The sequence below is a fragment of the Gemmatimonadota bacterium genome, from assembly GCA_041390105.1.
GTDB lineage: Bacteria > Gemmatimonadota > Gemmatimonadetes > Longimicrobiales > Gaopeijiaceae > JAGQIF01.
In genome coordinates this window covers 813,752-838,371 of record JAWKQO010000003.1, presented here as the reverse complement: position 1 = coordinate 838,371, position 24,620 = coordinate 813,752, and the positions used below count along the sequence as shown (strand labels likewise).

The window sequence follows — 24,620 nt, the reverse complement described above, 5'->3', positions numbered from 1 at the left end:
CGGGCTGCCACGAGCCCATGGTGATCCTGGACGGCGTGCGCGTCGCGGCGCCGCGGTATCTGTACGGCTCGCTTCCACTGGAAGAGGTGGAGCGCATGGAGCTGCTCGCTCCGGGCGAGGCGGGCGCGACCTACGGGACCGACACCAGCTTCGGCGTCCTGCTGATCACCACGCGCACGGCGGCTTCCGTGCTTGGCGAGAGGACCGACCCGAACGTGGAGCGCGTTCCGCAGCGTCTCTACGATTGGTCGCTGGAGGGCCAGCGCTACCGGTGGGAGAAGGTGTTTCTGGCCAGCGCCCTGGCGAACGCCGCCGGCCTCGCCCTCGGCGTGGCCGTGGGGCGGAGTTGCCTCGACTTCTCGGGGCTCTCCCAGCACTTCTTCGACTCCGAGTGCGGCACAGTGGGCACCGCGGGGAGCCGCCTCCTGCTGGTGGGGCTACCGCTGCTGGGCACGACGCTCGGATCGCGCTGGGCGGGGGATACCGATCTATCGCGTGGGCGCTGGAGTCACACCATGCTGGCCGCGGCGCTGGTGGGACTGCCCGGCTACATCCTGGCCACGTCCGGCGAACAGGACGCATTCAGCGGAGCAGACTGGATGGGGCGCGGCCTATTGCTCGTGGGCGTGCCGGCCATGGCCACCGTGGCGGATCGGCTGTTCCGGGCGGTGCGGGAGCCCTGAGGCTCCCGCACTCCTTTGCTTTTCAGGGCCCTCAGCGCGCCCCGGCCCGCGCCCCCGCCTCCAGCTCGTCCGCGATCCTGCGTAGCCCGTAGATGTCCCGCAGCGCCTCCAGGATACCGCGCGCATCCACCGCCACCGAGCGGGCGGTCTCGGTCAGGTAGATGTAGTCACCGGGCAAGCTCTCGATGTTGCCGTCGAAGACCAGACCCACCACCTCCAGGTCCTTGTTCACGACCGGTGATCCGGAGTTGCCGCCGATGATGTCGGCCGTGGAGACGAAGTTCAGCGGTGTGGACAGATCGAACGATGCGGGCGGCTTCTGCCAGCGCGTAGGCAACGCCCAGGGATTGTCTCCACCCTCCACTCCGTTGAAGGAGTAGTACCGGTCGTAGAAGCCGTAGAACGTGGTGTGGGTGGGGGCCAAGGTGCCGTTGTAGCGATAGCCGCTCACCACGCCGTCGGCGATGCGCAGGGAGAAGGTGGCGTCTGGTGGGACGGTGGTGCCGTACACCGCGAAGCGGGCCTGGCCCAGCTTCACCTTGATCTCCTCTTCCTCGGTGCCCAGCGGCTGCACACCCTCCTGGAACGGTCCGATCAGCCCGAACATGCGCTGAACCAGCGACATGGCCGGGTCCATGGGGTTGAGCGTGCCGTTCTGCAGCGCCTCGGCGGCACCGGCCGAGTCCGCCAACATCGTGCCCTGCACGATCAACGCGGCGGCGCCCTCCGCGGAGCGGCCCTGCAGCAGCGCCTGCACCTGCGGGTCGTCCTCGCCGTAGTTGCGGATCAGGTCCTCGAAGCGCGCCTCGATCAACATCTCGTCCAGCTCGGCCGGATAGTCGGGCACGGCCAGGAACTCGTCCAACGCCTCCTGCAGCGCCTCGGGCGGCGCGCCCTGGGCCTTGGCCCCCAGGTACTGGAACGCCGGCAGCACACGGGACAGCGTCGCAGATCCATAGGCCGGCGTGGTGAACGCCAGGAAGGAGCCGAAGCCCGGCGCGTAGGCACGCTTGGCGTCCTGGAGCTCCGCCATGCGCTGCACCAGGCCCGAGTACTGCGCCTTCAGGGACGGGTCGGCCTCGATCGCGTCCAGGAACTTCTGCTCGGAGTCCTGACGCTTGGCAAGGATCACCGGATCGTACAGGCCCTCGATCACGCCCCGATACGACTTCTGCGAGTTCTGCAGGCTGAAGATCTCGTTGCGCAGGTCCAACCGCTCCGCGGTCTCGGGATCGCGGGCGTAGTACGCCTCCAGCACTTCGATGCGCGAGTCGATGAAGTCCAGCACGCCCTTGTCGCCGACATCGCGCCGGAACTCCAGCTCTGCCACCGTCTGGATGCGGGAGGTCGAGCCCGGATTGCCGATCACGAACACGGCATCGCCCTCCTTCACGCCCGCCGTGCTCCAACGGAAGTAGTTGTCGCGCGTATCCAGCGGCTGCCCGTTGTCGTAGACCCGGAGGAAGCTCATGTCCAGGTTGTAACGGGGGTACGTGAAGTTGTCCGGATCCCCGCCGAAGAAGCCGATCTGCAACTCGGGCGCCATCACCAGACGCACGTCGGTATAGCGGCGGAAGATGTAGGCGGAGTAGCGACCCCCGTCGTACAGCGAGATGATCTCGATGTGATGGCCGCCGTCCTCGCCACCGAACTCCTCGAGCAGGCTCTCCTCCAACGCTTCGATCTTGGCCTGGCGCGCCTCGCTGCGGGCTTCGTCTTCCATGATGCCCTGCTCGGCTGCGCGCACCTCGTCGGTCACGTCGCGGATCTCGACGAGCCGGTCCGCCTCGAAGTCCTCGATGGCGCGCTCGTCCTGTTGGCGCATGGCGAAGAACCCATCGTCCAACAGGGTCTCACCTTCCTTGCTGACGGCCGATACGTGATCGCGCGCACAGTGATGGTTGGTCATCACCAACCCGGTGGGAGACACGAAGGAGGCGGAGCACCCGGGGATGCGCAGCGCACCCAGGCGGGCGTGCTCGAACCAGCGCGTGTTCGGGTCGAAGCCGTAGGTGGACGCGAAGTACTCCGTGGGCGGATACTCGAACGTCCACATGCGACCGTTGTCGAACTGCCCGGCGCGCACCGTGTCGAGACCCTGGACCGCCATGGCGGGCTCGGGCATCCCGGCCGCTTCGGGCGGCTGGCTCACCGCGAGATCCGGCTCCTGGTTGGTGGCCACGGGACCCGCCTCCGGCATGGGCCTCATGACCGGCTCGGCGGCTGGCGAGCCCGCACACCCGAGGGCCAGCAGCAGCGAGAGAACGAGCCCGGAGCGGGCGAACGGCATGGCGGCGATCATGGACTCTCCGAGGATTGGACGGCGGACAGAAACTGGGCGCCGCCTTCGATATGCACGTTGTGACCACTGTCCGGGAGGACTACGACGTCCGCCCGGGGGAAATGACGAAGCGCGATCTCCAAATCTCCTTCTGTCCAGTATCTGGAGCCACCCCCCACGATGAAGCGGGTGGGCCCCTCGTACCGGTCCTGCGGTCGGAGCGGGGGAGCCGTGAACAGCGGGAGCTGGCGACGCAGCAGCTCCAGGTCCACCGCCCAGCGGTAGGTGCCCTCATCGGTGCGGACCAGGTTGGTCAACAGAAACAGTCGGTGCGAGTCGCTGAGCCCGAACTCCGACATCTGCGTCTCGGCGTCGGTGCGCTGGCTCACGCGCCCCAGATCGACCGCCTGCATCGCGTCGAAGGAGCGATAGTCGGGGACGTATTGGCGGGGAGCGATGTCGAGCACCAGCAGACGCTCTACCCGGCTCGGGTGCCAGCAGGCCGCACACATGGCCACTTTACCACCCAGGCTGTGCCCCATGAGGGTGACCCGCTCCAGGCCGAGCCCGTCCAGCGTGGCGAGCAGCGCCCGCACCATGGAGGGGTAGTCCGCCGGATCCAGGGCGGGGGAGGCGCCGTGGTTGGGCAGGTCGAGGGCCAGTACGTGGTAGTGCTCGGCCAGACGTTTGCCCGTGCCCGCCCAGTTGCGGGCCGACCCCAACAGCCCGTGCATCACCACGAGCGGCGGCCGGCCCGCGCCGCCGTAGTCGGTGACGTGGAGCGTCAACCCGCCGCGCCCTCGGCTTCCGCCTCCAGGAGACGGTCGAAGAACTCGGAGAACGCCTCGAGCGGCAAGGCGCCCTGCACCGGGTAGCCGTTGACGTAGAACGTGGGCGTGCCGCGCACGCCCGCTCTGCGCGCCACGTCGTTGGCGAAGCGCACCGGCTCCTCCACGTCGCGGTTGCCCATGCAGGCCTGGAACGCCGATGCGTCGAGCCCGGCCTCGCGCGCCACCCGTTCGAAGATGGGACCGGCGTCGTCGGTACCCTTCCATTCGCGCTGCGCGGCGAACAACCCCACCCGCATCTCGTCCCAACGCTGCTGGCCGCCCTGGGCGAACGCACACTCACCAGCCACGGCGGCGTCCTGCGCGTTCTTGAACATCCCGACGTTGAAGTGGACCGTGCGCCAGAAGACCTTGCCCGTGTCCACGTAGTTCCGCTCCAGCGTGCCCCAGGTGTTGTCGTGGAACTGCTTGCAGTAGCCGCACCCGAAGTCCGTGAACTCGACCACCTGGATGGGTGCTTCGGGGTTGCCCCGCACATGCCCCAGATCGGAGATGTCGATCCGTTCGGGCTCCGGCTGGGCCAGGGGCTGGTCAAGCACCGGGGCAGGCACCCCGGCCTGGGCGGTGGTCAGCGCCGTGCCGGGAGCGGCCTCACCCGACCCGCAGGCGACGCTCGCCAGCAGTGCCAGGAAGACAAACGGGGCGCGCCCGGCGGCGCGTCGAGACTGCAGAGCCATCAAGGTTCCAGAGTGATGAGCTGGCCCATCTGGGCGAGCGTGGCGGTGAGCGCGGCGAAGTGGCCGGTGAGCAGTAGAAGCCCCACCAACACGAGGAAGGTTCCGGCGACCCGCTGGAGGGGCAAGGACCAGCGCCGGATGCGGTTGGAGCGCGAGAGCAGGTGGCGGAGCCCCAGGGCCGCGGCCACGAAGGGCACCCCCAGGCCCAGGGCGTAGGTTCCCAGCAGCAGGCTGCCCTTGAGCACCGAGCCCTCCAGTCCCGCCATCAGCAGGATGGTGGCCAGCACCGGGCCGATGCAGGGCGACCAGCCGGCCCCGAAGACCACCCCGGCCAGCAGGGCTCCCACGGGCCCGGTGGGCCGGGCGGCCGTGTGGAAACGCCGCTCCCGGGCCAGGAACATGGACTGGAAGGCGCCCAGCATGTAGAGGCCCATCAGAACGATCAACGCTCCGCCGATCCGCTGGATCCAAGGCAGCACCTGCGCCAAGGCCCGCCCCAACGCCGTGGCGGCCGCCCCCAGCGACATGAACACCAGGGTGAATCCCACCACGAAGAGGATCGCCCCCACGGCGGCGCTCCCCCGCTCCGAGCGCTCGGAGAGCTCCCCCAGAGTCAGGCCCGAGACCACCGCCAGGTAGCTCGGGACCAGCGGGAAGACGCAGGGTGAGAGGAAGCTGACCAGGCCGGCGGCGAACGCCAGCGGAAAGGAGACGGAGAAGTCCATGCGCGGGCTCTGAGGTCCCTCAGCGAGCGGGGAGGCCCCCGGTGCGTCCCGACCCCGGCGCCCGGGGCGCACCCTCTCGCACCACCACCGTCGCCACGATCTTGTCGTGGATCCCCTGCCGGTTGGGGTCCCAGAGGATCTGGGCGAACCCGAGCAGGCCGGTGGCCACTCCGGCCGCATAGCCACCGGCGCGCTCGAAGGCGGCGAACCAGCCGATGGGCTGCCCGTCCAGGCGGATCACGCGGAGGCCCAGCGCGCGCTTTCCGGGCGTTTGGCCCTTCATCAGTGTCATGAAGGTGGCCAGGTAGAGCGCACCCCACCCGAAGGTGAGCCCCAACTGGTCCACGGTGCTCAGCAGCCAGCCGAACAGACCCTGGTTTTCCTCGCGTTCCGTCAGCGCGTCGCGGGCCCGGTCGCGTTCGCGCTCCAGTTCGTCGACGTCGCGACGCGCCCCGGACAGCCTTCGGTTCAAGGTGGCCAGCGTATCCGCAGCCACCTGCTCGGCGAGGCGATTCCTCAGTTGCTCCCGGAGCACCCGCTCCTCGCGGCTCAGGGAGTCGGAGGCCTCCAACGCCAGGAAACGACTCCAGGCCTCCTCGGCGGAGAGCGTATCCGCATCGACGGTCTCCTTCGCGGCCTCCGCAGCCGCCGGGCCCCTGCCGATCTCGGCAGCGATGCGCTGCATCACCACATCGACGTCGAACGACGGCTCCTCGGGCATCAAGTCGCGCACGCCCGCCAGGGCGTCGTCCTCCGAGGTGTCCGTGGCTCGAAGCGCACTCCGCACGAACTCGACTCCCAGATCCACGGCTTCGTCCTCGGCGGTGGCCTGTCTGAGCCGCACTGCGGCCACGCTTCCGCTGACCAGATCTCCAAGCAGGGCGGCGCCCTCCACGGGGGGCGGAGCCGAGGGGAGTCGGTCCGGCGTGAGCCAGTCGCGCACCACACCGGTCCACACCACCACGGTGCTGAAGAGGATCAGCGCACCGAGGCAGCCCACCGAGTACGAGAAGCCACGCCCCACCCTGCCGGCCACGGCACCCCTGCGGGTAGCCACTCGAAAGAAGGCGATCGCCGCGATGACTCCCAGCAGCTTCCATGACAACTGGGACACGATGCCGATGAGGATCCCGTCCAGGGCCAACGCCACCGCGCGTCGACCTGGCGACGCGAGCGGGAGCCCCATCACCTCGTCGGAGATCGCGAACGCGTCGGGGGTGACGTGACTCCGCGGATCAGCTGTGGTGGTCATTGCCGGTCAGCGCCGCTCCAGATAGCGGCCGATCATCACGCCGACGCCCAGGCACAACGCGGCGGCACCCACGAGTGTCCGGGTGGTCCCCTGGCGCGATCCGGCCACCGGCTCCGGTGTGGTGCCAGGAAGCGTACCCGTATCCGGGGTCACCGTGGGCGCGGCGGCTTCTTCACGGCGGGCGCGCTTCAGGTCCACCCGCAGTCGCGGTCCCTCCGCAGCCAGCGGCTCCAGGTCGGACGCGGTGGCGATGCGTTGCAGCTTGGCCGCTCGCTCCTCGAACTCGTGCTCGCACTCGGGGCAGCTGAGGACCTGACGTTCGAGGGCCGTGCGATTGGCATAGACCAACTCGCCCTGACAAAGTGGGCAGGCGTACTCGGAGGGCAGCGGTCGGATGGCTGCGTAGAGCATGCCCTTGGACATCCCCAGATCGTCGGCGATCTGGTTGACCCCTTTGTTCGAGCTCCAATAGAGACGATTGGCCTCGGCGGCGTCGTCCTTTGCCGGTCGATCCATGCTGTTCCTCCGGAAGGTTCGCTACCTTACGGAAACCCCTCGCCAGGCGTTGCGAGCCGCAAAGTAGCGGGCCCAGTGGTGGCGAGCCAAAGCCCGGAGGAGACATGCGCGCGCGCGAACGGATCCTGGCGAACCTCGAGGAGCTGTACCGGGGCGAGTTCGAGCGGGCTGCGGCGGCCGAGGAGTCCGGGCGCATGGCCGACCTGGACTTCGGGTACCAGAGGGACCAGCTCTACCTCGAGGTGCTGCTCGACCTGAGGGCGCTGCTGTCCTCGGTGCCCGCCGCCGAAACGGCCACGGGGGGCTCCCTCCTGGACAAGGCCGAGGCCCTCCGCCGCCTGACCCGCCTGCGCTGACCTCAACCGACTCCGATGAAGATCTACACACGCACCGGTGATACCGGCACGACCGCACTGTTCGGTGGAGGGCGCGTCTCCAAGGCCCACCTGCGCGTCGAGGCGTTCGGCACCGTGGACGAGCTGAACGCGTCGCTGGGCTTGGCCCGGCCCTCCTTGACCGCCGAGCTCCCGGAGCGGATCACGGCGCTGCAGCGCGACCTGTTCTCGATGGGCGCCCATCTGGCCACTCCACCGGCGGAGCCGGGGCACCCGCGGCCGGCGCTCCCCCCGTTGCCTGAGCACCGGATCGCGGAGATGGAAGCATGGATCGATGCCGCGGACGACGAGCTGCCGCCGCTTCGGCATTTCGTGCTTCCAGCGGGCTCCCCGGGTGGTGCGGCGCTGCACGTGGCCCGCACGGTGTGCCGGCGGGCGGAGCGCCGCGTGACGGCCCTGGCCGAGGCGGATTCGGTCGATCCCGTACTGATCCGCTATCTGAACCGGCTGAGCGATCTGTTGTTCGTGTGGGCGCGCCTGGCCAACGCGAGGGCCGGCGTTGCCGATGTGGAGTGGAGCGGCTGACGGGCTCGTCAGCGGGTTGAGCGCGGGTGAGCAGCGGGGTGAGCGGGTTGAGCAGCGGGTCGAGCGGTGCGTCAGCAGGCCGAGCGGATCAGCGACGCTGGGAGCGCCGCACTCCACCTTTGGTGTAGATCATCACCACGCCCCGCGAGCCCCCGGTGCCGAAGATGGCCCCCGCTTCGACCGGCCTGTAGACCACGATGTGGTCGATGATGTCGTCCGGGAGGTCCATCAGGACCTGTGCGCTGGCTTGCCGGGCACCGTCGATATAGAAGGTGGCCGACTCGCACCCGGACTTCATGAAGCGCACCTGACCCGAAGCGAACTGGGCACAGATGTCGCCCTCGGCCCGCCGGACGATCAAGCCCGGGATCGGCGCCTGGAACAGCAGGTCCACCAGGGTGGTGACCCGTTCCTTCACCGGCGCCAGCTCCTCTGCGGTGACGAGATGTCCACCGGCCGAGAGTTGCTCCGCCATCGTCTGCGCCTCGATGGTGACGATGATGGGATCGAGCTCGATGGCTTCCTCGGCCATCACGATGCCCAGGTTCACACCCACGCCACTGCCGACGCTGATGGCTTCGGTCCGGGTGGCATGCGTGATGTGGGAGACGACCAGGGTGTACTCGCCCGGCGGCACGTCACGCAGCCGGAAGAGTCCGCGCTCATCGCTCATCGTGCTGAACCGGGTGTCACGCAGTTGGATCTGGGCGCCCTCGATGGGATCGCCGCTGTCCATGTCCGTGAGCCCACCCGTCACGCTCGACTCGTCCAGCTCACCGAGAGGGAAGTCGACCCGGTGGGTCTGAGCGGGTGCGACCCGGAATTCGCGGCGGGGGCTGGAGAGCCCGAGGAACTCGGCGCTGGCGGCGATGTCGACGTCCCTCGGCACACCGCACACGCTGAACCATCCTTCTACGTCGGTATCGACCGGGCGCTCGCGCTCCCTTCCGGCCTCCTGCCAGCGCAGGATCACCCGCGCTCGCGGCATGCCCACACCTTCCGTGGCGTCGATGACCTGGCCCGTCACGTTGGCGGCGTTGGGGTTACCGGTGTCGAGCAGACACATCTGCCCGACGATGGTGGACATGCTCGGCGTGGAGAGGACCAAGGGCTCGCTCTGCCTGAGGCCGACCTCCACCTGCTGCGATCCGGAGGAAATGCCCAGGTGGCCGAGGCGCGGATGGAAGAAGACGATCGAATAGGATCCGACGGGAATGTCTTCGAACAAGAACGATCCGACCGCGTCGCTCTCGACCTGGTAGGCCGTGCCCCACATGACCACCCGTGCCCCCGACAGCGTCTCGCCGGTGGTGCTGTCGAAGACGAAGCCCTCGAGACGGCCCGCCGGATCCTGCGCATGCAGCGCGCCCGCTCCCAGCGGGAGAGCGAGCAGGAAGGTCAGAAGGCGAGATCGCATCGAAGGGCGGAGGCTCGTTTGTTGAGGCAGGGTCCAGCCCCTGTCTCTACTTCATACGGCAGGGGGGGCTTTCCCGCTACAGGCGGGTGGAAAAGGGCCCAAATCAGGCTCCGGCGCGGGCCTTGCCAGCGCCAAAGGCTTCGACGAAGATAGGGGCCGTTCCACCTGGAGGTTCCCTGCCCGCCCCGGGCAGGCGGAGAGGATCGCGGATTCATGACCTACATCATCGCTGAGCCGTGTATCGCGACCAAAGACGCCAGCTGCGTCGAGGTCTGCCCGGTCGACTGCATCTACGAGGGCGAGGATCAGTACTACATCCACCCCGACGAGTGCATCGACTGTGGGGCCTGCGAGCCCGAGTGTCCGGTGCAGGCGATCTTCCCCGATACCGACGTCCCGCCGGAGTGGAGCAGCTACATCGAGAAGAACGCGAAGCACTTCAAGTAGGATAGCGGGGCGCTTCGGGAAGGGCGGGCGGGGGCCGATGGGTCCCGGCCCGTTTGCGTTTCAGGGGACCAGGGCGTGGGACGCCGACGGGAGCGCTGGACGGGACGACGGGCAGGGGCGGACCGGTTCGGAGCCGCGGGGGAAAGCGAAGCACGCACGGGCAGCGCGGAACCCGAGCGTGCCCGGGTCCATGCTCCCGCGTCGTCTCAGATGCCGAGTTCTCTCAGCTTGTCGAGACGAATCTGGCCGGGGACGTTCTCCCCCGGCGGCACGGCGTCGATCTCTTCGGCCTGCGGCTGCTTCTGCGCGCGGATGAGCAGCACGCTGGCGGCGAGGGCCGCGGCGCCGAGCAAGCCGTACGTCACACGTCGGAACATCGTGTCCTGTACCTCTTTCGGTCTGTTGCACCGACTTCCATGCACGCACGCGAGCAGGAAGTGTGCCCGCGCCTGGGCAGGCCCATGCAACTCAAACACACCGCGTGCTGTGCCGTTCCCGACGGCGGCGTGGTGCGGGGTCCCCGGATCTCCAAACGAACCTTCGGAAAGCTGAACTCGTAGGGGTGGCGCGACGGATGGGCGTTGCGACGCCACAGGCGGCTGGCGCTCCGGCGTCGGGTCGGGATACCGTTCGAATCCGGGCGCCGTCGACGGGGAGCCCGCTCAACTCCACAGAAGCCGGGAGCCATGTCTCGCCTGCCTCTCCTACTCACGGCCTTTTGCATGACTGCTTGCAGTTCTCCCGACTCGGCCGCCGACCTGCTGCTCCGCGGTGGCCGCGTCTGGGTGGGGGCGGACGAGCCCTCGGTGGAGGCGATCGCGATCCGCGACGGGCGCGTGGTGGCGCTGGGCACCGCGGCGGACCTGGCGTCGCTGGTGGGGAGCAGCACGGAGATCGTGGAGCTCGACGGTCGCACGGTGTTGCCCGGGCTGATCGACGCACATGTCCACTTCATTCAGGGCGGCTTTCAACTCTCGAGCGTGGATCTGCGGAGCGCCGACAGCCCGGAGGAATTCACGCGACGCCTTGCGGAATTCGCCGGCACCCGGCCCGCGGGCACCTGGATCACCGGCGGCGACTGGGATCACGAAGCCTGGGGCGGGGAGCTTCCCGACCGAGCATGGATCGACCGGGTCACCCCCGACCATCCGGTCTTCGTGAGCCGGCTGGACGGTCACATGGCCGTGGCCAATACACGGGCGCTCGAGCTCGCGGGGGTCGAGGCCGGAACCCCCGACCCGCCGGGCGGGACGGTGGTGCGGGACGCGAGGGGCCGTCCGACCGGCGTCCTGAAGGACGAGGCCATGGGGCTCGTGGGCCGGGTGATGCCGGCTCCTTCCGAGGCGGACCTCGATCGGGCGCTCGACGCCGCCGTGGCGCACGCCCTGTCGCTCGGGGTCACCCAGGTGCACGACATGGGGGACTGGACGCACTTCGAGACCTACCGGCGCGCGCAAGCGGCGGGTCGGCTCCCCATCCGCATCTACTCGGTGGTGCCCATGAGCACCTGGCCGCGCCTGGCCGAGCTGGTGGGACGCGAGGGTCGGGGCGACCGACGGCTGTGGTGGGGAGGTCTCAAGGCCTTCGTGGACGGATCGCTGGGGTCGACGACCGCCTGGTTCTACGAGCCCTACACGGACGATCCCAGCACCGCCGGCCTGCTGACCACCGACACCACGGCGCTGCGGGAGTGGATCCTGGCGGCCGACTCGGCCGGCCTGCACACCATCGTGCACGCCATCGGCGACCAGGCCAACGATTGGCTCCTCGATGTCTTCGCCGAGGCCCAGGCCAGGAACGGTGCCCGCGACCGGCGTCAACGCATCGAGCACGCGCAGCACCTCAGGGCCGATGCCATCCCGCGCTTCGGAGCGCTCGGGGTGATCGCGTCCATGCAGCCCTACCACGCGGCCGACGACGGCCGTTGGGCGGAGAAGCGCATCGGTCCTGAGCGGATCAAGACCACCTACGCGTTCCGCTCCCTGTTGGATGCCGGCGCGCCGCTGGCCTTCGGATCGGACTGGACGGTCGCACCCTTGAGCCCCTTCCTGGGGATGGAGGCCGCCGTCACCCGCCAGACCATCGACGGGGCGAACCCCGAAGGCTGGGTGCCGGAGCAACGTATCACGCTCGAAGACGCGCTGGTCGCGTATACGCGCGGGGGCGCCCGAGCGGGCTTCATGGAGTCGGAGGTCGGAAGCCTGGAGGTGGGAAAGGCCGCCGATCTGGTGGTCGTCTCCGGGGACCTGTTCGGTACCGAGCCTGACCGCATCGGGGAGCTGGTCGCGGACCTGACCGTGGTGGACGGAACGGTGGAGTACCGACGGAGGTAGCGCTGGCAGGTTCGAGTCGGAGGCTTTGAACGAAGCGGTACGCAGGCGCCACAGTGAGCGCCGACAGGAGTGGTCGAGTGGCGGAATCGAGACAGCCCGAAACGGGTTTGGAGGCGCTGCGGCAGAAGGCGATCGACGCGCTCTGCGAGACGTTCGCGCAGGACCACATCACGGTCGGCGAGTTCGAGCGCCGCGTGGACCTGGCCCATCAAGCCGAGTCCACGGCCGACCTCAAAGCCCTGCTCGACGATCTGCCCAAGGTCGGGGGCCTGGTGCCGCACCAGTCGACCGGGGAGATGGCGGCACGGCCCCGGGTCTCCCCCGCCGGACGCGTCAAGGAGCGCGAGCTCATGGTGGGCGTGTTCGGTGGCACCCACCGAGCGGGCCACTGGTTCCCGGCCCGACGCAGCGTGGCCATCGGCATCATGGGAGGGGCGAAGCTCGACTACCGTGACGCCGCCCTCCCGCCCGGGGTGACCGAAGTGACCGCCGTGGCTGTCATGGGTGGCATCGAGATCATCGTCCCTCCGGACGTGGTCGTCGACGCCAGCGGTCTGGCGATCCTGGGCGGCTTCGACCACCGCTCGGAAGAGCCCGCCACCCACGATCCCGAGGCCCCCATTCTGAAGGTGAACGGCCTGGCCCTCATGGGTGGCGTGGAGATCAAGACCCTGTATCCGGGCGAGACGCCCCGACAGGCGCGGCAGCGACGACGGGCCCTGCGGCGGGGGCGACACAAGGAGCTGGGAGACGGAAGCTGATGACGAGCCCGCGTGAGATCGGGATCATCTCCGTCCCCATGGACCTGGGCGCCGGGCGGCGCGGAGTGGACATGGGGCCGTCCGCGATGCGCATCGCGGGCCTGCAGGAGTCCTTGGAGTCGCTGGGTCACACCGTGCGCGAGGCCGGGCGCGTAGAGGTGCCCGGTCAAGAGCTCGCGCGGCCGGGGGACGCCAAGGCCAAGTACCTGGAGGAGATCACCGCAGTCTGCTCACGCACTCGCGAGCTGGTGGCCTCCGTGCTGGAGCGCGGCCAGTTCCCGCTCATCCTGGGGGGCGACCACTCCTTGTCCATCGGATCGGTGGCGGGCGTGGCGAACCACTACCGATCGAGAGGACAGTCCATCGGACTGATCTGGTTCGATGCACACGCCGACATGAACACGCCGGCCTCGACCCCCAGTGGCAACATCCACGGCATGGCGCTCTCCGTTCTGCTCGGCGACGGCCCGGAGGCGCTCACCCGCCTGGCTGGTGGGCACGCTTCGGTCCTGGCGGAGCATACCAGCATCGTGGGCGCGCGGGACCTCGACCGCACCGAGGCCGAGATCGTGCGCACATCGGGCGTGCGCGTCTTCACCATGTCCGAGATCGACGACCGTGGGATGGGCGCGTGCTGCGAGGAGGCCATCGCGCGAGCCAGCACGGGCACTGCCGGCTTCCATTTGTCGTTCGACCTGGATGCGATCGATCCCATTGTGGCTCCCGGTGTGGGAACCCCCGTGCGGGGTGGGATCACGTACCGGGAGGCCCACCTCATGTGCGAGAAGGCTGCGCGAACCGGTTGCTTGCTGTCCATGGACCTGGTGGAGCTGAACCCCGTGCTGGACAGTGAGAACCGCACGGCGCACCTCGCCGTGGGCTTGATCGCCAGCGCGCTGGGCAAGACCATCGTCTGACGTCCCCATGTCGTTGCCGCCCGAGCCAAGGGGCTGGGCGGATCGTCGATCCCCACCCCCGGCCACACCATTCGATTGGAGCGTGAAATGGCGCTGACCGAACTCACCAAGAATCTCCTCCGCATCTTCGCAGGTCTGATGTTCTGGCAGCACGGCGCGCAGAAGCTGTTCGGATGGCTGGGCGGCAACGCGGTCGGCGGTTGGTTCAGTTGGCCCTTGGGGTTCGCCGGCCTCCTGGAGTTCTTCGGCGGGGCCCTGATCCTGCTCGGGCTCTTCACGCGCCCGGTGGCGTTCCTGCTGGCCGGGCAGATGGCGGTGGCCTTCTGGTGGAGGCACTTCCCCAACGGCTTCTGGCCGATCCAGAACGGCGGAGAGTTGGCGGTGCTCTACACCTTCATCTTCCTGTTCCTCGTCGCGCACGGCGGGGGGGACTTCAGCGTGGACGGTTGGCGCAAGAAGCGCGGCCCGTCGCAGTAGTCACGAAGGCGCGCCGGCCGGAGTCGTCGCACAGGGTGAGGGTCGTGGTCTCCTCGGAGGGTCGCCCCCCGAACGGCGAGGCGCCCGACCTCGGAGAACGGAGGCCGGGCGCCGGTTCGCACTCATGGAGTGCGCGAGCGAGTCGGTGCGGAGCGTCTTACTCGCAATGCTCCGCGAAGGCAGCCCTGAGATCATCGGCGATCTGGTAGGGGCTGCGCCCCTCGATCGAATGACGCTCCATCATGTAGACCAGCTCGCCATCCTTGAACAGGGCCACGGACGGTGAGGACGGCGGGTACCCCGTGATGTATTCCCGGGCCCGATCGGTGGCGTCCAGGTCCTGACCCGCGAAGACGGTGGTCAGGACCTCGGGCTTGGAGCCCTCCTCGAGCGACATGACCACCGCGGGGCGCATGGAGCCGGCCGCGCACCCGCACACCGAGTTGACGACCAGGAGCAGGGTGCGTTTCTCACCGGCGAGGAGGGCATCCACCTCGTCCGGCGTGCGCAGCTCCTGGAATCCGAAGCGAACGAGATCCTGGCGCATCGGGGCGACCATCATCTCGGGATAGGGCATTCTCACACTCCTCAGGAACGAGTCGATCGCGAGTACGGTTGCTCGGGGCCGTGGCCTCCGAGGGCTATGTAAGGGGAGAGTCAGACAATATAGCAACACCGGGGCCGGAACCTGGGGGGTTGCGGTGCCGAGGGCTCCCGGGGGCGCGTAAGCGGGGGGAGGGCGACGGCGTATCGGACCGAGATCTCGGTCGGAACGACGGCTGGCCGGGACACTCGCTCCCTGGAAAGGAACCGGCCGTGCGACGCTTTGCGGGGCTTCCAACGGTCAGCCTGTTCGGGGCCGCGACTGCAGTGGCCTGCCTACCCGGTCCCTCCGGGCCGGGCGCCGATGGCGACGGCTGCCCGGGTGCGTCCTATCCCGATTGGGGGACCTCCGCCTACGTCTTGCCCTACCCCGTGGGGATGGCCTACCGGACGGGGCTCACCAACTGCGGAGGCTCGTATCATTCCCAGGGGCTACCCGACGCGTTCGCGGTCGACTTCGACATGCCGATCGGGTCCCTGGTCACGGTCTCTCGCCCTGGGGTGGTGGCCTACGTGGAGGAGGGTGGCCAGGACTACTCGTTCCCCAACAACCTCGTGGTCGTGGACCACGGGGATGGGAGCTTTGGCGAGTACATGCACCTGACCGAGTCGGGGGCCCTGGTCGAGGTCGGGGATTCCGTGCAGCTCGGGGATGCGATCGGGTACAGCGGAGCCACCGGGCTGGCCGGCTATCCCCACCTGCACTTCGTAGTGGCCCGCGGCGACTTCGCTTGGCCCTATGAGTCGATGCCGGTGAACTTCCGGAACACCGAGGCGAACCCGCGCGGACCGGCCGGTGGGACCGTCTACGAGGCCAAGGCCTACTGAGGCGCTCGCGGGGCGCCTTGGCCTGGCGGGAGACCGCCTCGTTGACGCCCCTGGTCCTGACTCTGAACTTCAACGCTCGGAGCACCCCTGCCGGCTCCACGCCCGGCCCGGGGCCCAGTCGTCTCCTGTCCGGGGAAGCGTTCGAGCCGTGCCTGCCGCTACCGACATCGTCCGCCTCAGCGTCAATGGACAGGGCCAGGAGGTGGGGGTGCCCGCTCACTTCACCCTCCTCGAGGCGCTGCGCTACGTCCTGGGCCTGACCGGCTCCAAACAGGGCTGCGACAAGGGCGACTGCGGCGCCTGCACGGTGCTGCTGGACGGGGTGCCGGTGCTCTCCTGCCTGACACCGGTGCTCGAGGCCGCGGGGCACCGCGTGGTGACCGTGGAAGGGTTGGCCGATGGGGCCGAGCCCCACCCCCTTCAGGACGAATTCGATCTGAACGGCGCCGCCCAGTGCGGATTCTGCACGCCCGGGATCCTGTGCTCGGCCGCAGCGCTGCTGGCGGAGCAACCGGCGCCCACCCGAGCCGCCATCCAGGAAGCACTCTCCGGGAACCTGTGCCGCTGCACGGGCTACGCGAAGATCTACGACGCTGTCGAGCGGGCGGGGGCCCGTCTGGAGGCTTCTGCCGATCTGGCCGCTCGTTTCGGGGCTCGGGTCCGGGGGGAGAGATGAGCGAAGAGACGCCCGCCTACGGGACGCCGCAGAATCGGCGTAAATCCAAGTCCGACTTACACATCGTTGGAAAGCCCCAGCGCAAGATCGAGGGGCTGCAGAAGTCCACCGGGCGGGCGGTCTACACGGACGACCTCACGCTGCCCGGCATGCTGCACGGCAAGATCCTGCGCTCGCCCCACCCCCACGCCGAGATCGCGTCCATCGACACCTCCCGGGCAGAGGCCCTGCAGGGAGTCGAGGCGGTGGTGACCGGACGGGACATGCCGGTCACCTACGGCATCATCCCCTGGACGCCGGACGAGTATCCGCTCTGCCTGGACCGCGTCCGCTTCATCGGCGACGGCGTGGCGGCGGTGGCGGCGGTGGACGAGGACACCGCGCTTCAGGCCCTGGACCTGATCGAGGTGGAGTACCGACCGCTTCCGGCGTATCTGTCTCCTGAGGATGCCCTGGCCGCCACCGGCGACTACATCCACGAGCCCTCGAAGCCGGGCCGGAACGGCAACGTCACCAAGGTGGTGCGGCTGGCCTTCGGTGAGGTGGAGGCGGGCATGGAAGCCGCCGACCACGTCGTCGATGGCGAGTACTTCTTCGAGGGCACCACGCACGCGGCCATCGAGCCCCACTGCGCGCTGGGGCAATGGGAGCCGGACGGGAAGCTCACGGTGTGGTCGTCCACCCAGGTGCCCCACTATCTGCAGCGCGAGCTGGCCCGGGTGCTGGAGGTGGATCCGGCCAAGGTGCGGGTGGTCCAGCCGCTGGTGGGTGGTGCCTTCGGAGGGAAATCGGAGCCGTTCGACCTCGAGTTCTGCGTGGCCAAGCTGTCCATGAAATCGGGACGGCCGGTCAAGATCCTCTACACGCGGGAAGAGGTCTTCTACGCCCACCGGGGACGCCACCCCTTCCACATGCACTACCGCACGGGGCTGACGGCGGCGGGTAAGATCACGTCGGTGGACGCCAAGATCACCCTGGACGGCGGGGCCTACGCGTCTTTCGGGCTGGTGACCACCTACTATTCGGGGCAGTTGCTCTGTGCCCCCTACGACCTGCCCGCCTATCGTTTCGACTCCACGCGGGTCTACACCAACAAGCCGGCCTGCGGGCCCAAGCGCGGGCACGGCTCCGTGCAACCCCGCTTCGCCTTCGAGGTGCAGCTGGACAAGCTGGCCGAGAAGGCGGGCTTGGACCCCATCGAGCTCCGGCGCCTCAACTTCATCGGCGAGAACACCCGCACGGTCAACGAGCTCAGGGTGACGTCCAACGGCTTCCTGGAGTGTCTGGAGGCGGTGGAGGCTGCCAGTGGCTGGAAGGAGCGCTGGCGCCGCCTCCCGTTCGGACGGGGCCTGGGGGTGGCGGGCTCCACCTACATCTCCGGGACCAACTACCCGATCTACCCCAACGACATGCCCCAGTCCGGGGTGCAGATCCAGATCGACCGCTCAGGCCGGGTCTCGGTGTTCAGCGGCGGCTCGGAGATCGGGCAAGGCTGTGACTCGGTGGTGGCCTACATCGCGGCCGAGGAGCTCGGGGTGCCGCTGGACCACGTGCGCGTCTTCCGGGGCGACACCGACTTCGTGCCGGTGGACCTGGGCGCGTACTCCTCCCGCGTCACCTTCATGCTGGGGAACGCGGCCATCGACGCGTCCCGAAAGCTCGCGGAACAGGTCCGCTCGGCGGTGGCCGCGGAGTGGGACTGCGAGCCCGGCGACGTGCGCTTGGTGGCAGGGAAGGCCGTCCAGCTCTCGAGCTCCGACCGGAGTCTCCCCATCCGCGAGGCGTTCAACCTGGCCGAGGCGCGCTTCGGCACCTTGGGCGCTACCGGCTCCTACAACACCCCCAAGGACGTGCACGGCAGCTACCGGGGCGGCACCATCGGGGCTTCGCCCGCCTACTCCTTCACAGCCCACGTGGCGGAGGTGGAGGTAGACGTGGAGACCGGGGTGGTGCGGGTGGACAAGATCTGGGTGGCCCACGACTGCGGGAAGGCGCTCAACCCTGTGCTGGTGGCCGGCCAGATGGAGGGCTCGGCCTACATGGGCTGCGCGGAGGCTCTGATGGAGGAGCAGATCTTCAAGGACGCCGACCATGGACGGGCCGGCCTCCACAACGCGCCGTCGCTGCTGGACTACCGGATCCCCACCAGCCTGGACACGCCGGCGCTCGAATCCCTGATCATCGAGTCCCACGATCCGGAGGGGCCCTACGGGGCCAAGGAAGCGGGCGAAGGGCCCCTGCATCCCTCCATTCCCGCCATCGCCAACGCCATCCACGATGCCATCGGTGTCCGCATGGACCGGCTGCCCTTCTCGCCGCCCAACGTGTGGCGGCAGATCCAGCGGGCGCGGGAGGCGGGGACCTTGGCAAAGCCGGTGGCTCCGGACCGGACGGTGGCCGCGCGATGAGGGCGCGCGCGGCCTGGCTGACGCTGCTGGTCCTGGCGGTGGGGGGGTGTGCCGAGCCCGGAGAGGCGGGGGCGGTTCAGGCTGACGCCGCGGAGACCGGGGGAAGGGCCGCCCAGCAGGCGCCCCCTGGGACGGGCGACCAACAGGCTGCCCCCATCCCCCTTTCGGGGACTGAAACGCCTGATGACTGGCGGATCCTGGAGGAGCGCATCCGCTGGGCTCGGGAGCAGGGCGTCGACACCCTGCCGATCGGCGAGCGGGTGGCGGCCCTCGGACGCACGTTCGTCGGGGACCCCTACACGCCAGGGACGCTGGAGGTGGCCGAGCCCGAGGCGTTGGTGGTGAACCTGCGCGAGTTCGACTGCGTGACCTTCGTGGAGTCCAGCCTGGCTCTGGCCAGGGTGCTGGGGTCCACCCCCCGGTCCGTCACCGATCCCGCCGCGCTCAAGCAGCGGTTCATCCGGGAGCTGACGGGCCTGCGCTACCGCTCTGGGTCACCGAACGGTTACGCGAGCCGCCTGCACTACTTCTCGGAGTGGATTCTGGACAACGAGAAGCGCGGGCATGTGCGCCAGGTGTCGGCCGAGCTGGGAGGCGTCGAGGATCGGGAGCCCATCCGGTTCATGAGCAGCCATCCGGATGCGTATCGTCAGATGGCCGACCCCGCCGTCCGGGAGGCGATCGCGAGGATCGAACCGGAGCTCCCGAGTAGAATCTGGATTCCGAAAGCGCGGATCGCGGAGATCGCCGACCGCATCCAGGACGGGGACATCATCGCGGCCACCAGCACGCTGGATGGGCTCGATGTTGCCCACACCGGAATCGCGCTCTGGGTCGGTGGAGAACTTCACCTGATGCATGCCCCCCTTGTGGGAAAGTCTGTGGAGATCTCCGAGCTCCCGCTGGCCGAGCGCATCCGTGGGATCCGGAGCCAGGACGGGATCATGGTGGTCCGGCCGCTGGAGGTCGGATGACGAGTGCCGGGGGCAGCGAACATGAACCCATATTTCGGTTCGAAACGAATGTGCAGCGCAACCTCATGGCGTTAAACGTGTTACTGACAAGCGACCGATGCTGCGCCTAGCCCCGTATGCCTATCACAGGCCGGCTGCGGTGGCCGAAGCGGTGGACCTGCTGGCCGCACACGGCGGTGCGGCGATGGCCATCGCCGGTGGAACCGATCTGGTTCCGAACCTCAAGCATCGGTTGTTCACACCCGCGCATCTCGTGAGCCTGCGGGGAATCCACGAGCTCCGTGGAATTCGTGTGGAAAACCGCGAGCTGGTCGTGGGCGCCGGCGAGACCCTCTCCGCGGTGGCGCGTAGCCCGGAGGTGCGGCGGCATGCGCCTTCGCTGGCCGCGGCCGCCCGTCACGTCGCCGGTCCGCAACTCAGGAACGTCGGGACCGTCGGAGGGAACGTCTGCCTGGATACCCGGTGCACCTATTACAACCAGACCCAGTTCTGGCGGGAGGCGCTGGGGTTCTGCCTGAAGAAGGACGGGGACGTCTGCCACGTCACCAAGGTCGGGAAGAAGTGTGTGGCGGCTCACTCGGCGGATACGCCCCCGGTGCTGATGACCCTGGGCGCCGAGCTCGAGCTGGTTGGACCGGAAGGCACGCGGCGTCTTCCTGTCTCCGACTTCTTCGTGGCGGATGGCATCGCGAATACGCGCCGGGGGCCGGCCGAGATCCTGACCCGAATCTTCATTCCAATCCTGGAGTCGCGACGGGGCGCCTACGCCAAGCTGCGGCAGCGGAACGCGATCGACTTTCCTCTCCTCACCGTGGCGGTGGCGGCCACCTTCGACGGCGCTGGGGCCGTCGAGACGCTGGAGGGTGTGGTGACCGCCCTGGGTAGCCGACCCCGGACCCTGAGCGGCTGGAGCGACCGCGCACGCGGCGAGGCCCTCTCTCCGGGGTTGATCGAGGAGCTGGCCGAGCGCGCCCATGCGCAGTGCCACCCGCTCGAGAACATCATCGTCGATCCCGACTGGCGCCGCGCCATGGTGCCGGTCCAGGTGCGGCGCGCGTTACAGCAACTGGTCACCGAACAGTGACGTCACCGATCGATAACTCAGCACTGATCCTGGTCGACATCCAGATGGACTTCTGCCCGGGTGGGGCCTTGGCGGTCCAGAGCGGAGACGAGGTGGTGGCGGTGGCCAATCGACTGGCGGCCCGTTTCCCCCTGGTAGTGGCCACCCAGGACTGGCACCCGGCCCACCATCGGAGCTTCGCTTCCCAGCATCCCGGCAGAAGCGTCGGGGACGTCATCGAGCTGGACGGGCTGCCCCAGGTGCTCTGGCCGGACCACTGCGTCCAGGGCACCTCGGGCGCGGCCTTCAACGCCGATCTGGACACCCGACCCGTGGAGGCCGTCTTCAGGAAGGGGACCGACCCGGCCATCGACTCCTACTCCGGGTTCTTCGACAACGCCCGGCGGAAGCGCACCGGTCTGGCGGGCTACCTCCGGGACCGGGGGGTGAAGACGCTCTACGTGATGGGGCTGGCCACCGACTACTGCGTGCGGGCCACCGCATTGGACGGGGTGGAGCTGGGGTTCGCGGTGCGCCTCATTCCGGAGGGGTGCCGGGCGGTGGACCTGGCGGCGGGGGATGGGGAGCGGGCGATCCGGGAGATGGGGGAGGCGGGGGTGGGGGTAGTGGACCCCGGCGCGCTGGAGCGTCTGGCCTCAGCCTGAGGGGCGCTCCCCGGCGCCCCCCGGCCGCCCGGTTTGACCGAGTGCCTAGTGTAGCATAGACATCATCTCCCGCCCTTTCCGCCGCACCCCAGCCGGCGGGCCGCACCGGCGGGTGCTCCGACTTCTTTCGATCCAATTGGAGACCTCGTGAGAGCACTCCTCTCTGCATTGGGCCTCGCCCTCCTGTTCACGAACGGGCTTGGCGCCCAACAAGCCACCCGGACCCAGCCCATCGAGGGCATGCGGGACAACGGGACCGGCTTCCATGCCCTGGTAGGTGCACGTGTCGTCACCGCGCCCGGGCAGGTGCTGGACAACGCCACCATCGTCATCCGCGACGGTCTCATCCAACAGGTCGGTCGCAACCTGCAGGCACCTGCGGGCGCGCGCGTGTGGGACCTCAGCGGTCTGACCGTCTATCCCGGCTTCATCGACGCGCATGCGGATCTCGGGATGGACGAGGCGGGCGATGTCGGACCCACGCACTGGAATCCGCAGGTGCGCGCTTGGTTCAGCACCACGCGCAGCCTCAAGGACGACGATGCGCGTCGTGCGGCGCTGCGCTCGCAAGGGTTCGGCACCGCCCTGGCGGTACCGACGCAGGGCATCTTCCGGGGCACCGCCTCCGTGGTGAACCTGGGCGATGCCGGCGTCCGCGACCGGGTGCTGCGGCCGGACCTGATCCAGGCCATCGGCTTCCAGCGCTCCTTTGCGCTGGGTGGATCGCCATTCGGCGGGTCCTATCCCAACTCGTCCATGGGCGTGATCGCCCTGATGAAGCAGACGTTCATGGACGCGGACTGGTACATCCGCGCCTGGGACGCCTACGAGCAGAGCGGTCGTGCGTTCCTGCCCCCCGAGACCAGCGAGGCGCTGGCCGCGCTGCGGGACGTGGTGCAAGGCCAGCAGTCGGTGGTCTTCGAGACCACGAGCGAAGAGGAGTACCTGCGGGCGCAGAAGCTCGCCGCCGACTTCCACCTGAACGCCTGGTACCGGGGGAGCGGGCAGGAGTATCGCATCATCGACGTCCTGCGCGGACGCACCGAACCGTTGATCATCCCGTTGGACTTCCCGGACGCACCGGACGTGGACGACCCCGAGGCCGCCCTCAACGCCAGCCTCCAGGATCTGCGGCACTGGTACCTGGCACCGACCAGTCCGGCGCAGTTGGCCGCGGCCGGCGTGCGCTTCGCCATCACCAGCGACGGGCTCTCCTCACTCAGCCAGTTCCTGCCCAACCTGCGCATCGCAGTCGCGCGCGGGCTCTCTCCGGACGCTGCGCTGGCGGCGCTGACCACCACGCCCGCCCAGTGGCTGGGTGTGGACCGCACGCTCGGCACCATCGCCCAGGGCAAGGTGGCCAACCTGGTGGTGAGCGAGGGTGACCTCTTCCGTGAGGAGGCCACGGTCCGCGACGTGTGGGTGCAGGGCCGCGTGTACGGAGTGACCCGCCCGGCCCAGATCGATCCGCGCGGCACCTGGCGGATCGCGTCGGACGACGAATGGGGCTTCGAGGCCGAGCTCCGGCTGGAGGGCCCCCTCAACCGGCTGCGGGGCAGCATCGACATCGCGACGGGTGGGGGCGAAGGCGCCAGCATCGATCTCGCCTCGGCCACGGTGGTTGCGGAGACCGGACGCCTCGAGGTGCGCTTCGATGCGGAGGACCTCGGCTACGAGGGCACCGCTCTGCTCGCCGGGTCGGTCCAGGGTGAGGAGTTCTACGGTTGGACCTCCCTGCCCAACGGCGCCGACCCGTCCTTCCGCGGCACGCGCACCGCAGCCTTCGAAGGCGCGGCCCGCGGTACCGTGGCCATGAACGTGCCCCAGATCGACCTGCCCTTCATTCGCCCGATGATGGAGTTCGGGCGGAGCGCGATTCCGGAGCAGCCCGCTGCGGTGGTGGTGCGCAACGCCACCATCTGGACGCAAGGTCCGCAGGGGCGGCTGGAGAACGCCGACCTGCTTGTCCGCGCAGGCAAGGTGGCCGAGGTGGGCGTGGATCTGAACGCGCCGCGCGGCGCGTTCGAGATCGACGGCACCGGCAAGCAGGTCACGCCCGGCCTGATCGATCCGCACCTGCACTCCGGCGTGAGTGACGTCAACGAGAGCGGCTTCGCGATCGTGCCCGAGGTGCGGATGGGCGACGTGGTCACCCACAACAACATCTGGATGTACCGGCAGCTGGCCGGCGGTCTCACCACGGCGCACGTGAAGCACGGCTCCGCCAACCCCATCGGTGGGGAGAACGTGTTCGTGAAGATGCGCTGGGGAGCGTTGCCCGAGGATCTGAAACTGGAGAACGCCCCGCGCACGGTGAAGTTCGCGTTGGGCGAAAACCCCAAGCGGCGTCAGGGGCGCTACCCGGACACTCGCATGGGAGTGCAGGAGATCATCCGCGATCACTTCATGGCCGCACGTGACTACGAGCGCGAATGGAAGCGCTGGGAGGAGACGCACCAAGGACTGCCACCGCGCCGCGATCTACGCATGGAGGCGATCCTGGACATCCTGAACCAGAAGCTCCTGATCTCTTCGCATGGATACCGCGCCGACGAGTTCCTGGCCCTGATCCGGTTGGCGGAGGAATTCGGCTTCCGTGTCCAGGCCATCCAGCACGGCGTGGAGGCGTACAAGATCGCGCCGGAGCTGGCCAAGGCCGGCGTGGCGGCGGTGGTGTGGAGCGACTGGGGTTCCTTCAAGCTGGAGGCCTACGACGCGACGGTGTACAACGCGCGCATCCTGATGGAAGCGGGTGTGGTGACCTCGCTGCACTCGGACGACTCCGAGATCTCCAGTCGCATGAACTGGGAAGCAGGTAAGTTGCTGCGCACCGGGCTCACCGAGGAGCAGGCTCTGTCCACCGTGACCAATCAGTCTGCCAAGGCGGTGGCCATCGACGACCGCGTGGGCTCGCTGGAGCCGGGTAAGGACGCCGACTTCGTGATCTGGAACGGCGATCCGCTGTCGCAGTTCACGCGCGCCGAACAGACCTGGGTGGACGGACGGCGGTATTTCTCGCTGGACGAAGACAAAGCCATGCGCGAGCAGATCGAGCGCGAGCGACGGCAGCTCATCCAGGCGATCCTCGCGGTGCAGAGCAGCGGCGGCGGGAACGGCAATGCGCCGGCGCGGCGGGGGAGGAACTGACC

24 protein-coding genes are annotated in these 24,620 nt (G+C 68.8%); 15 read left to right on the top strand and 9 right to left on the bottom strand.

Annotated features, from left to right (window positions below):
• Positions 1 to 683, top strand: a 683-nt coding sequence (locus R3E10_16710) for a hypothetical protein (protein MEZ4417398.1), incomplete at its 5' end; no start/stop codon positions are given.
• A gap of 31 nt (positions 684 to 714) precedes the next feature.
• On the opposite strand, the gene R3E10_16705 is transcribed toward R3E10_16710, so the two are convergent.
• From R3E10_16705 to R3E10_16680, 6 genes are read right to left on the bottom strand one after another with little or no spacing between them, the layout of a single operon-like run.
• Complete coding sequence (locus R3E10_16705; protein ID MEZ4417397.1) at positions 715 to 2,985, bottom strand: S46 family peptidase; 2,271 nt, start codon at positions 2,983 to 2,985, stop codon at positions 715 to 717.
• Positions 2,982 to 3,752 (bottom strand): alpha/beta fold hydrolase, encoded by a 771-nt coding sequence (locus tag R3E10_16700; protein ID MEZ4417396.1) that lies wholly within the window; start codon positions 3,750 to 3,752, stop codon positions 2,982 to 2,984. Before R3E10_16700 ends, R3E10_16705 begins: the two co-directional genes overlap by 4 nt.
• On the bottom strand, positions 3,749 to 4,489 hold the full coding sequence (locus R3E10_16695) for a thioredoxin domain-containing protein (protein ID MEZ4417395.1): 741 nt from the start codon (positions 4,487 to 4,489) through the stop codon (positions 3,749 to 3,751). The genes R3E10_16700 and R3E10_16695 overlap by 4 nt, the downstream gene beginning before the upstream one ends.
• Entirely contained in the window at positions 4,489 to 5,214 is a 726-nt protein-coding gene (locus tag R3E10_16690) for a cytochrome c biogenesis protein CcdA (protein MEZ4417394.1), read from the bottom strand. Before R3E10_16690 ends, R3E10_16695 begins: the two co-directional genes overlap by 1 nt.
• A 19-nt stretch (positions 5,215 to 5,233) precedes the next feature.
• Positions 5,234 to 6,466 carry an RDD family protein gene (locus R3E10_16685; GenBank protein MEZ4417393.1) on the bottom strand — a complete coding sequence of 411 codons (1,233 nt, stop codon included), beginning with the start codon at positions 6,464 to 6,466 and terminating at the stop codon, positions 5,234 to 5,236.
• A gap of 6 nt (positions 6,467 to 6,472) precedes the next feature.
• The gene (locus tag R3E10_16680; GenBank protein ID MEZ4417392.1) at positions 6,473 to 6,982 is read right to left on the bottom strand and encodes a hypothetical protein; all 510 of its coding nucleotides are present in this window, start codon (positions 6,980 to 6,982) and stop codon (positions 6,473 to 6,475) included.
• Positions 6,983 to 7,086: 104 nt separating this feature from the next.
• On the opposite strand from R3E10_16680, the gene R3E10_16675 reads away from it, so the two are divergent.
• Positions 7,087 to 7,338 carry a hypothetical protein gene (locus R3E10_16675; protein ID MEZ4417391.1) on the top strand — a complete coding sequence of 84 codons (252 nt, stop codon included), beginning with the start codon at positions 7,087 to 7,089 and terminating at the stop codon, positions 7,336 to 7,338.
• A gap of 15 nt (positions 7,339 to 7,353) precedes the next feature.
• The gene (locus R3E10_16670) at positions 7,354 to 7,902 is read left to right on the top strand and encodes a cob(I)yrinic acid a,c-diamide adenosyltransferase (GenBank protein ID MEZ4417390.1); all 549 of its coding nucleotides are present in this window, start codon (positions 7,354 to 7,356) and stop codon (positions 7,900 to 7,902) included.
• A gap of 88 nt (positions 7,903 to 7,990) precedes the next feature.
• Here the strand turns inward: R3E10_16670 and R3E10_16665 are convergent, their stop codons facing one another.
• On the bottom strand, positions 7,991 to 9,319 hold the full coding sequence (locus R3E10_16665; protein MEZ4417389.1) for a carboxypeptidase regulatory-like domain-containing protein: 1,329 nt from the start codon (positions 9,317 to 9,319) through the stop codon (positions 7,991 to 7,993).
• 213 nt (positions 9,320 to 9,532) lie between these two features.
• Here R3E10_16665 and R3E10_16660 point away from each other — a divergent pair, with 213 nt between their 5' ends.
• Positions 9,533 to 9,766 carry a ferredoxin family protein gene (locus tag R3E10_16660; protein ID MEZ4417388.1) on the top strand — a complete coding sequence of 78 codons (234 nt, stop codon included), beginning with the start codon at positions 9,533 to 9,535 and terminating at the stop codon, positions 9,764 to 9,766.
• Positions 9,767 to 9,972: 206 nt separating this feature from the next.
• On the opposite strand, the gene R3E10_16655 is transcribed toward R3E10_16660, so the two are convergent.
• A complete protein-coding gene (locus R3E10_16655; GenBank protein ID MEZ4417387.1) occupies positions 9,973 to 10,143 on the bottom strand; it encodes a hypothetical protein in 171 nt (56 codons plus the stop codon).
• Between the two features lie 309 nt (positions 10,144 to 10,452).
• Here R3E10_16655 and R3E10_16650 point away from each other — a divergent pair, with 309 nt between their 5' ends.
• The 4 genes from R3E10_16650 to R3E10_16635 all read left to right on the top strand — a co-directional run bounded on the left by R3E10_16650 (position 10,453) and on the right by R3E10_16635 (position 14,254).
• Positions 10,453 to 12,099 carry an amidohydrolase gene (locus R3E10_16650; protein MEZ4417386.1) on the top strand — a complete coding sequence of 549 codons (1,647 nt, stop codon included), beginning with the start codon at positions 10,453 to 10,455 and terminating at the stop codon, positions 12,097 to 12,099.
• A gap of 77 nt (positions 12,100 to 12,176) precedes the next feature.
• Positions 12,177 to 12,860 carry a DUF1707 domain-containing protein gene (locus R3E10_16645; GenBank protein MEZ4417385.1) on the top strand — a complete coding sequence of 228 codons (684 nt, stop codon included), beginning with the start codon at positions 12,177 to 12,179 and terminating at the stop codon, positions 12,858 to 12,860.
• On the top strand, positions 12,860 to 13,777 hold the full coding sequence (rocF, locus tag R3E10_16640) for an arginase (GenBank protein MEZ4417384.1): 918 nt from the start codon (positions 12,860 to 12,862) through the stop codon (positions 13,775 to 13,777). The genes R3E10_16645 and rocF overlap by 1 nt, the downstream gene beginning before the upstream one ends.
• A gap of 87 nt (positions 13,778 to 13,864) precedes the next feature.
• Complete coding sequence (locus R3E10_16635) at positions 13,865 to 14,254, top strand: DoxX family protein (GenBank protein MEZ4417383.1); 390 nt, start codon at positions 13,865 to 13,867, stop codon at positions 14,252 to 14,254.
• A gap of 157 nt (positions 14,255 to 14,411) precedes the next feature.
• On the opposite strand, the gene R3E10_16630 is transcribed toward R3E10_16635, so the two are convergent.
• Positions 14,412 to 14,831, bottom strand: coding sequence for a BrxA/BrxB family bacilliredoxin (locus R3E10_16630; GenBank protein ID MEZ4417382.1), 420 nt, complete (start codon positions 14,829 to 14,831; stop codon positions 14,412 to 14,414).
• A 239-nt stretch (positions 14,832 to 15,070) separates the two neighbouring features.
• Here R3E10_16630 and R3E10_16625 point away from each other — a divergent pair, with 239 nt between their 5' ends.
• The 7 genes from R3E10_16625 to R3E10_16595 all read left to right on the top strand — a co-directional run bounded on the left by R3E10_16625 (position 15,071) and on the right by R3E10_16595 (position 24,618).
• Positions 15,071 to 15,685, top strand: a complete 615-nt coding sequence (locus R3E10_16625) for a M23 family metallopeptidase (protein MEZ4417381.1) — start codon at positions 15,071 to 15,073, stop codon at positions 15,683 to 15,685.
• Between the two features lie 148 nt (positions 15,686 to 15,833).
• Positions 15,834 to 16,361, top strand: coding sequence for a (2Fe-2S)-binding protein (locus R3E10_16620; protein MEZ4417380.1), 528 nt, complete (start codon positions 15,834 to 15,836; stop codon positions 16,359 to 16,361).
• Positions 16,358 to 18,769, top strand: a complete 2,412-nt coding sequence (locus tag R3E10_16615; GenBank protein ID MEZ4417379.1) for a xanthine dehydrogenase family protein molybdopterin-binding subunit — start codon at positions 16,358 to 16,360, stop codon at positions 18,767 to 18,769. The genes R3E10_16620 and R3E10_16615 overlap by 4 nt, the downstream gene beginning before the upstream one ends.
• On the top strand, positions 18,766 to 19,743 hold the full coding sequence (locus R3E10_16610) for a DUF1460 domain-containing protein (protein ID MEZ4417378.1): 978 nt from the start codon (positions 18,766 to 18,768) through the stop codon (positions 19,741 to 19,743). Before R3E10_16615 ends, R3E10_16610 begins: the two co-directional genes overlap by 4 nt.
• 97 nt (positions 19,744 to 19,840) lie before the next feature.
• Positions 19,841 to 20,827: an FAD binding domain-containing protein gene (locus R3E10_16605; protein MEZ4417377.1), complete on the top strand. Its 987-nt coding sequence runs from the start codon at positions 19,841 to 19,843 to the stop codon at positions 20,825 to 20,827.
• On the top strand, positions 20,824 to 21,471 hold the full coding sequence (pncA, locus tag R3E10_16600) for a bifunctional nicotinamidase/pyrazinamidase (GenBank protein ID MEZ4417376.1): 648 nt from the start codon (positions 20,824 to 20,826) through the stop codon (positions 21,469 to 21,471). Before R3E10_16605 ends, pncA begins: the two co-directional genes overlap by 4 nt.
• Positions 21,472 to 21,618: 147 nt before the next feature.
• The gene (locus R3E10_16595) at positions 21,619 to 24,618 is read left to right on the top strand and encodes an amidohydrolase family protein (GenBank protein MEZ4417375.1); all 3,000 of its coding nucleotides are present in this window, start codon (positions 21,619 to 21,621) and stop codon (positions 24,616 to 24,618) included.
• Positions 24,619 to 24,620: the final 2 nt, after the last annotated feature.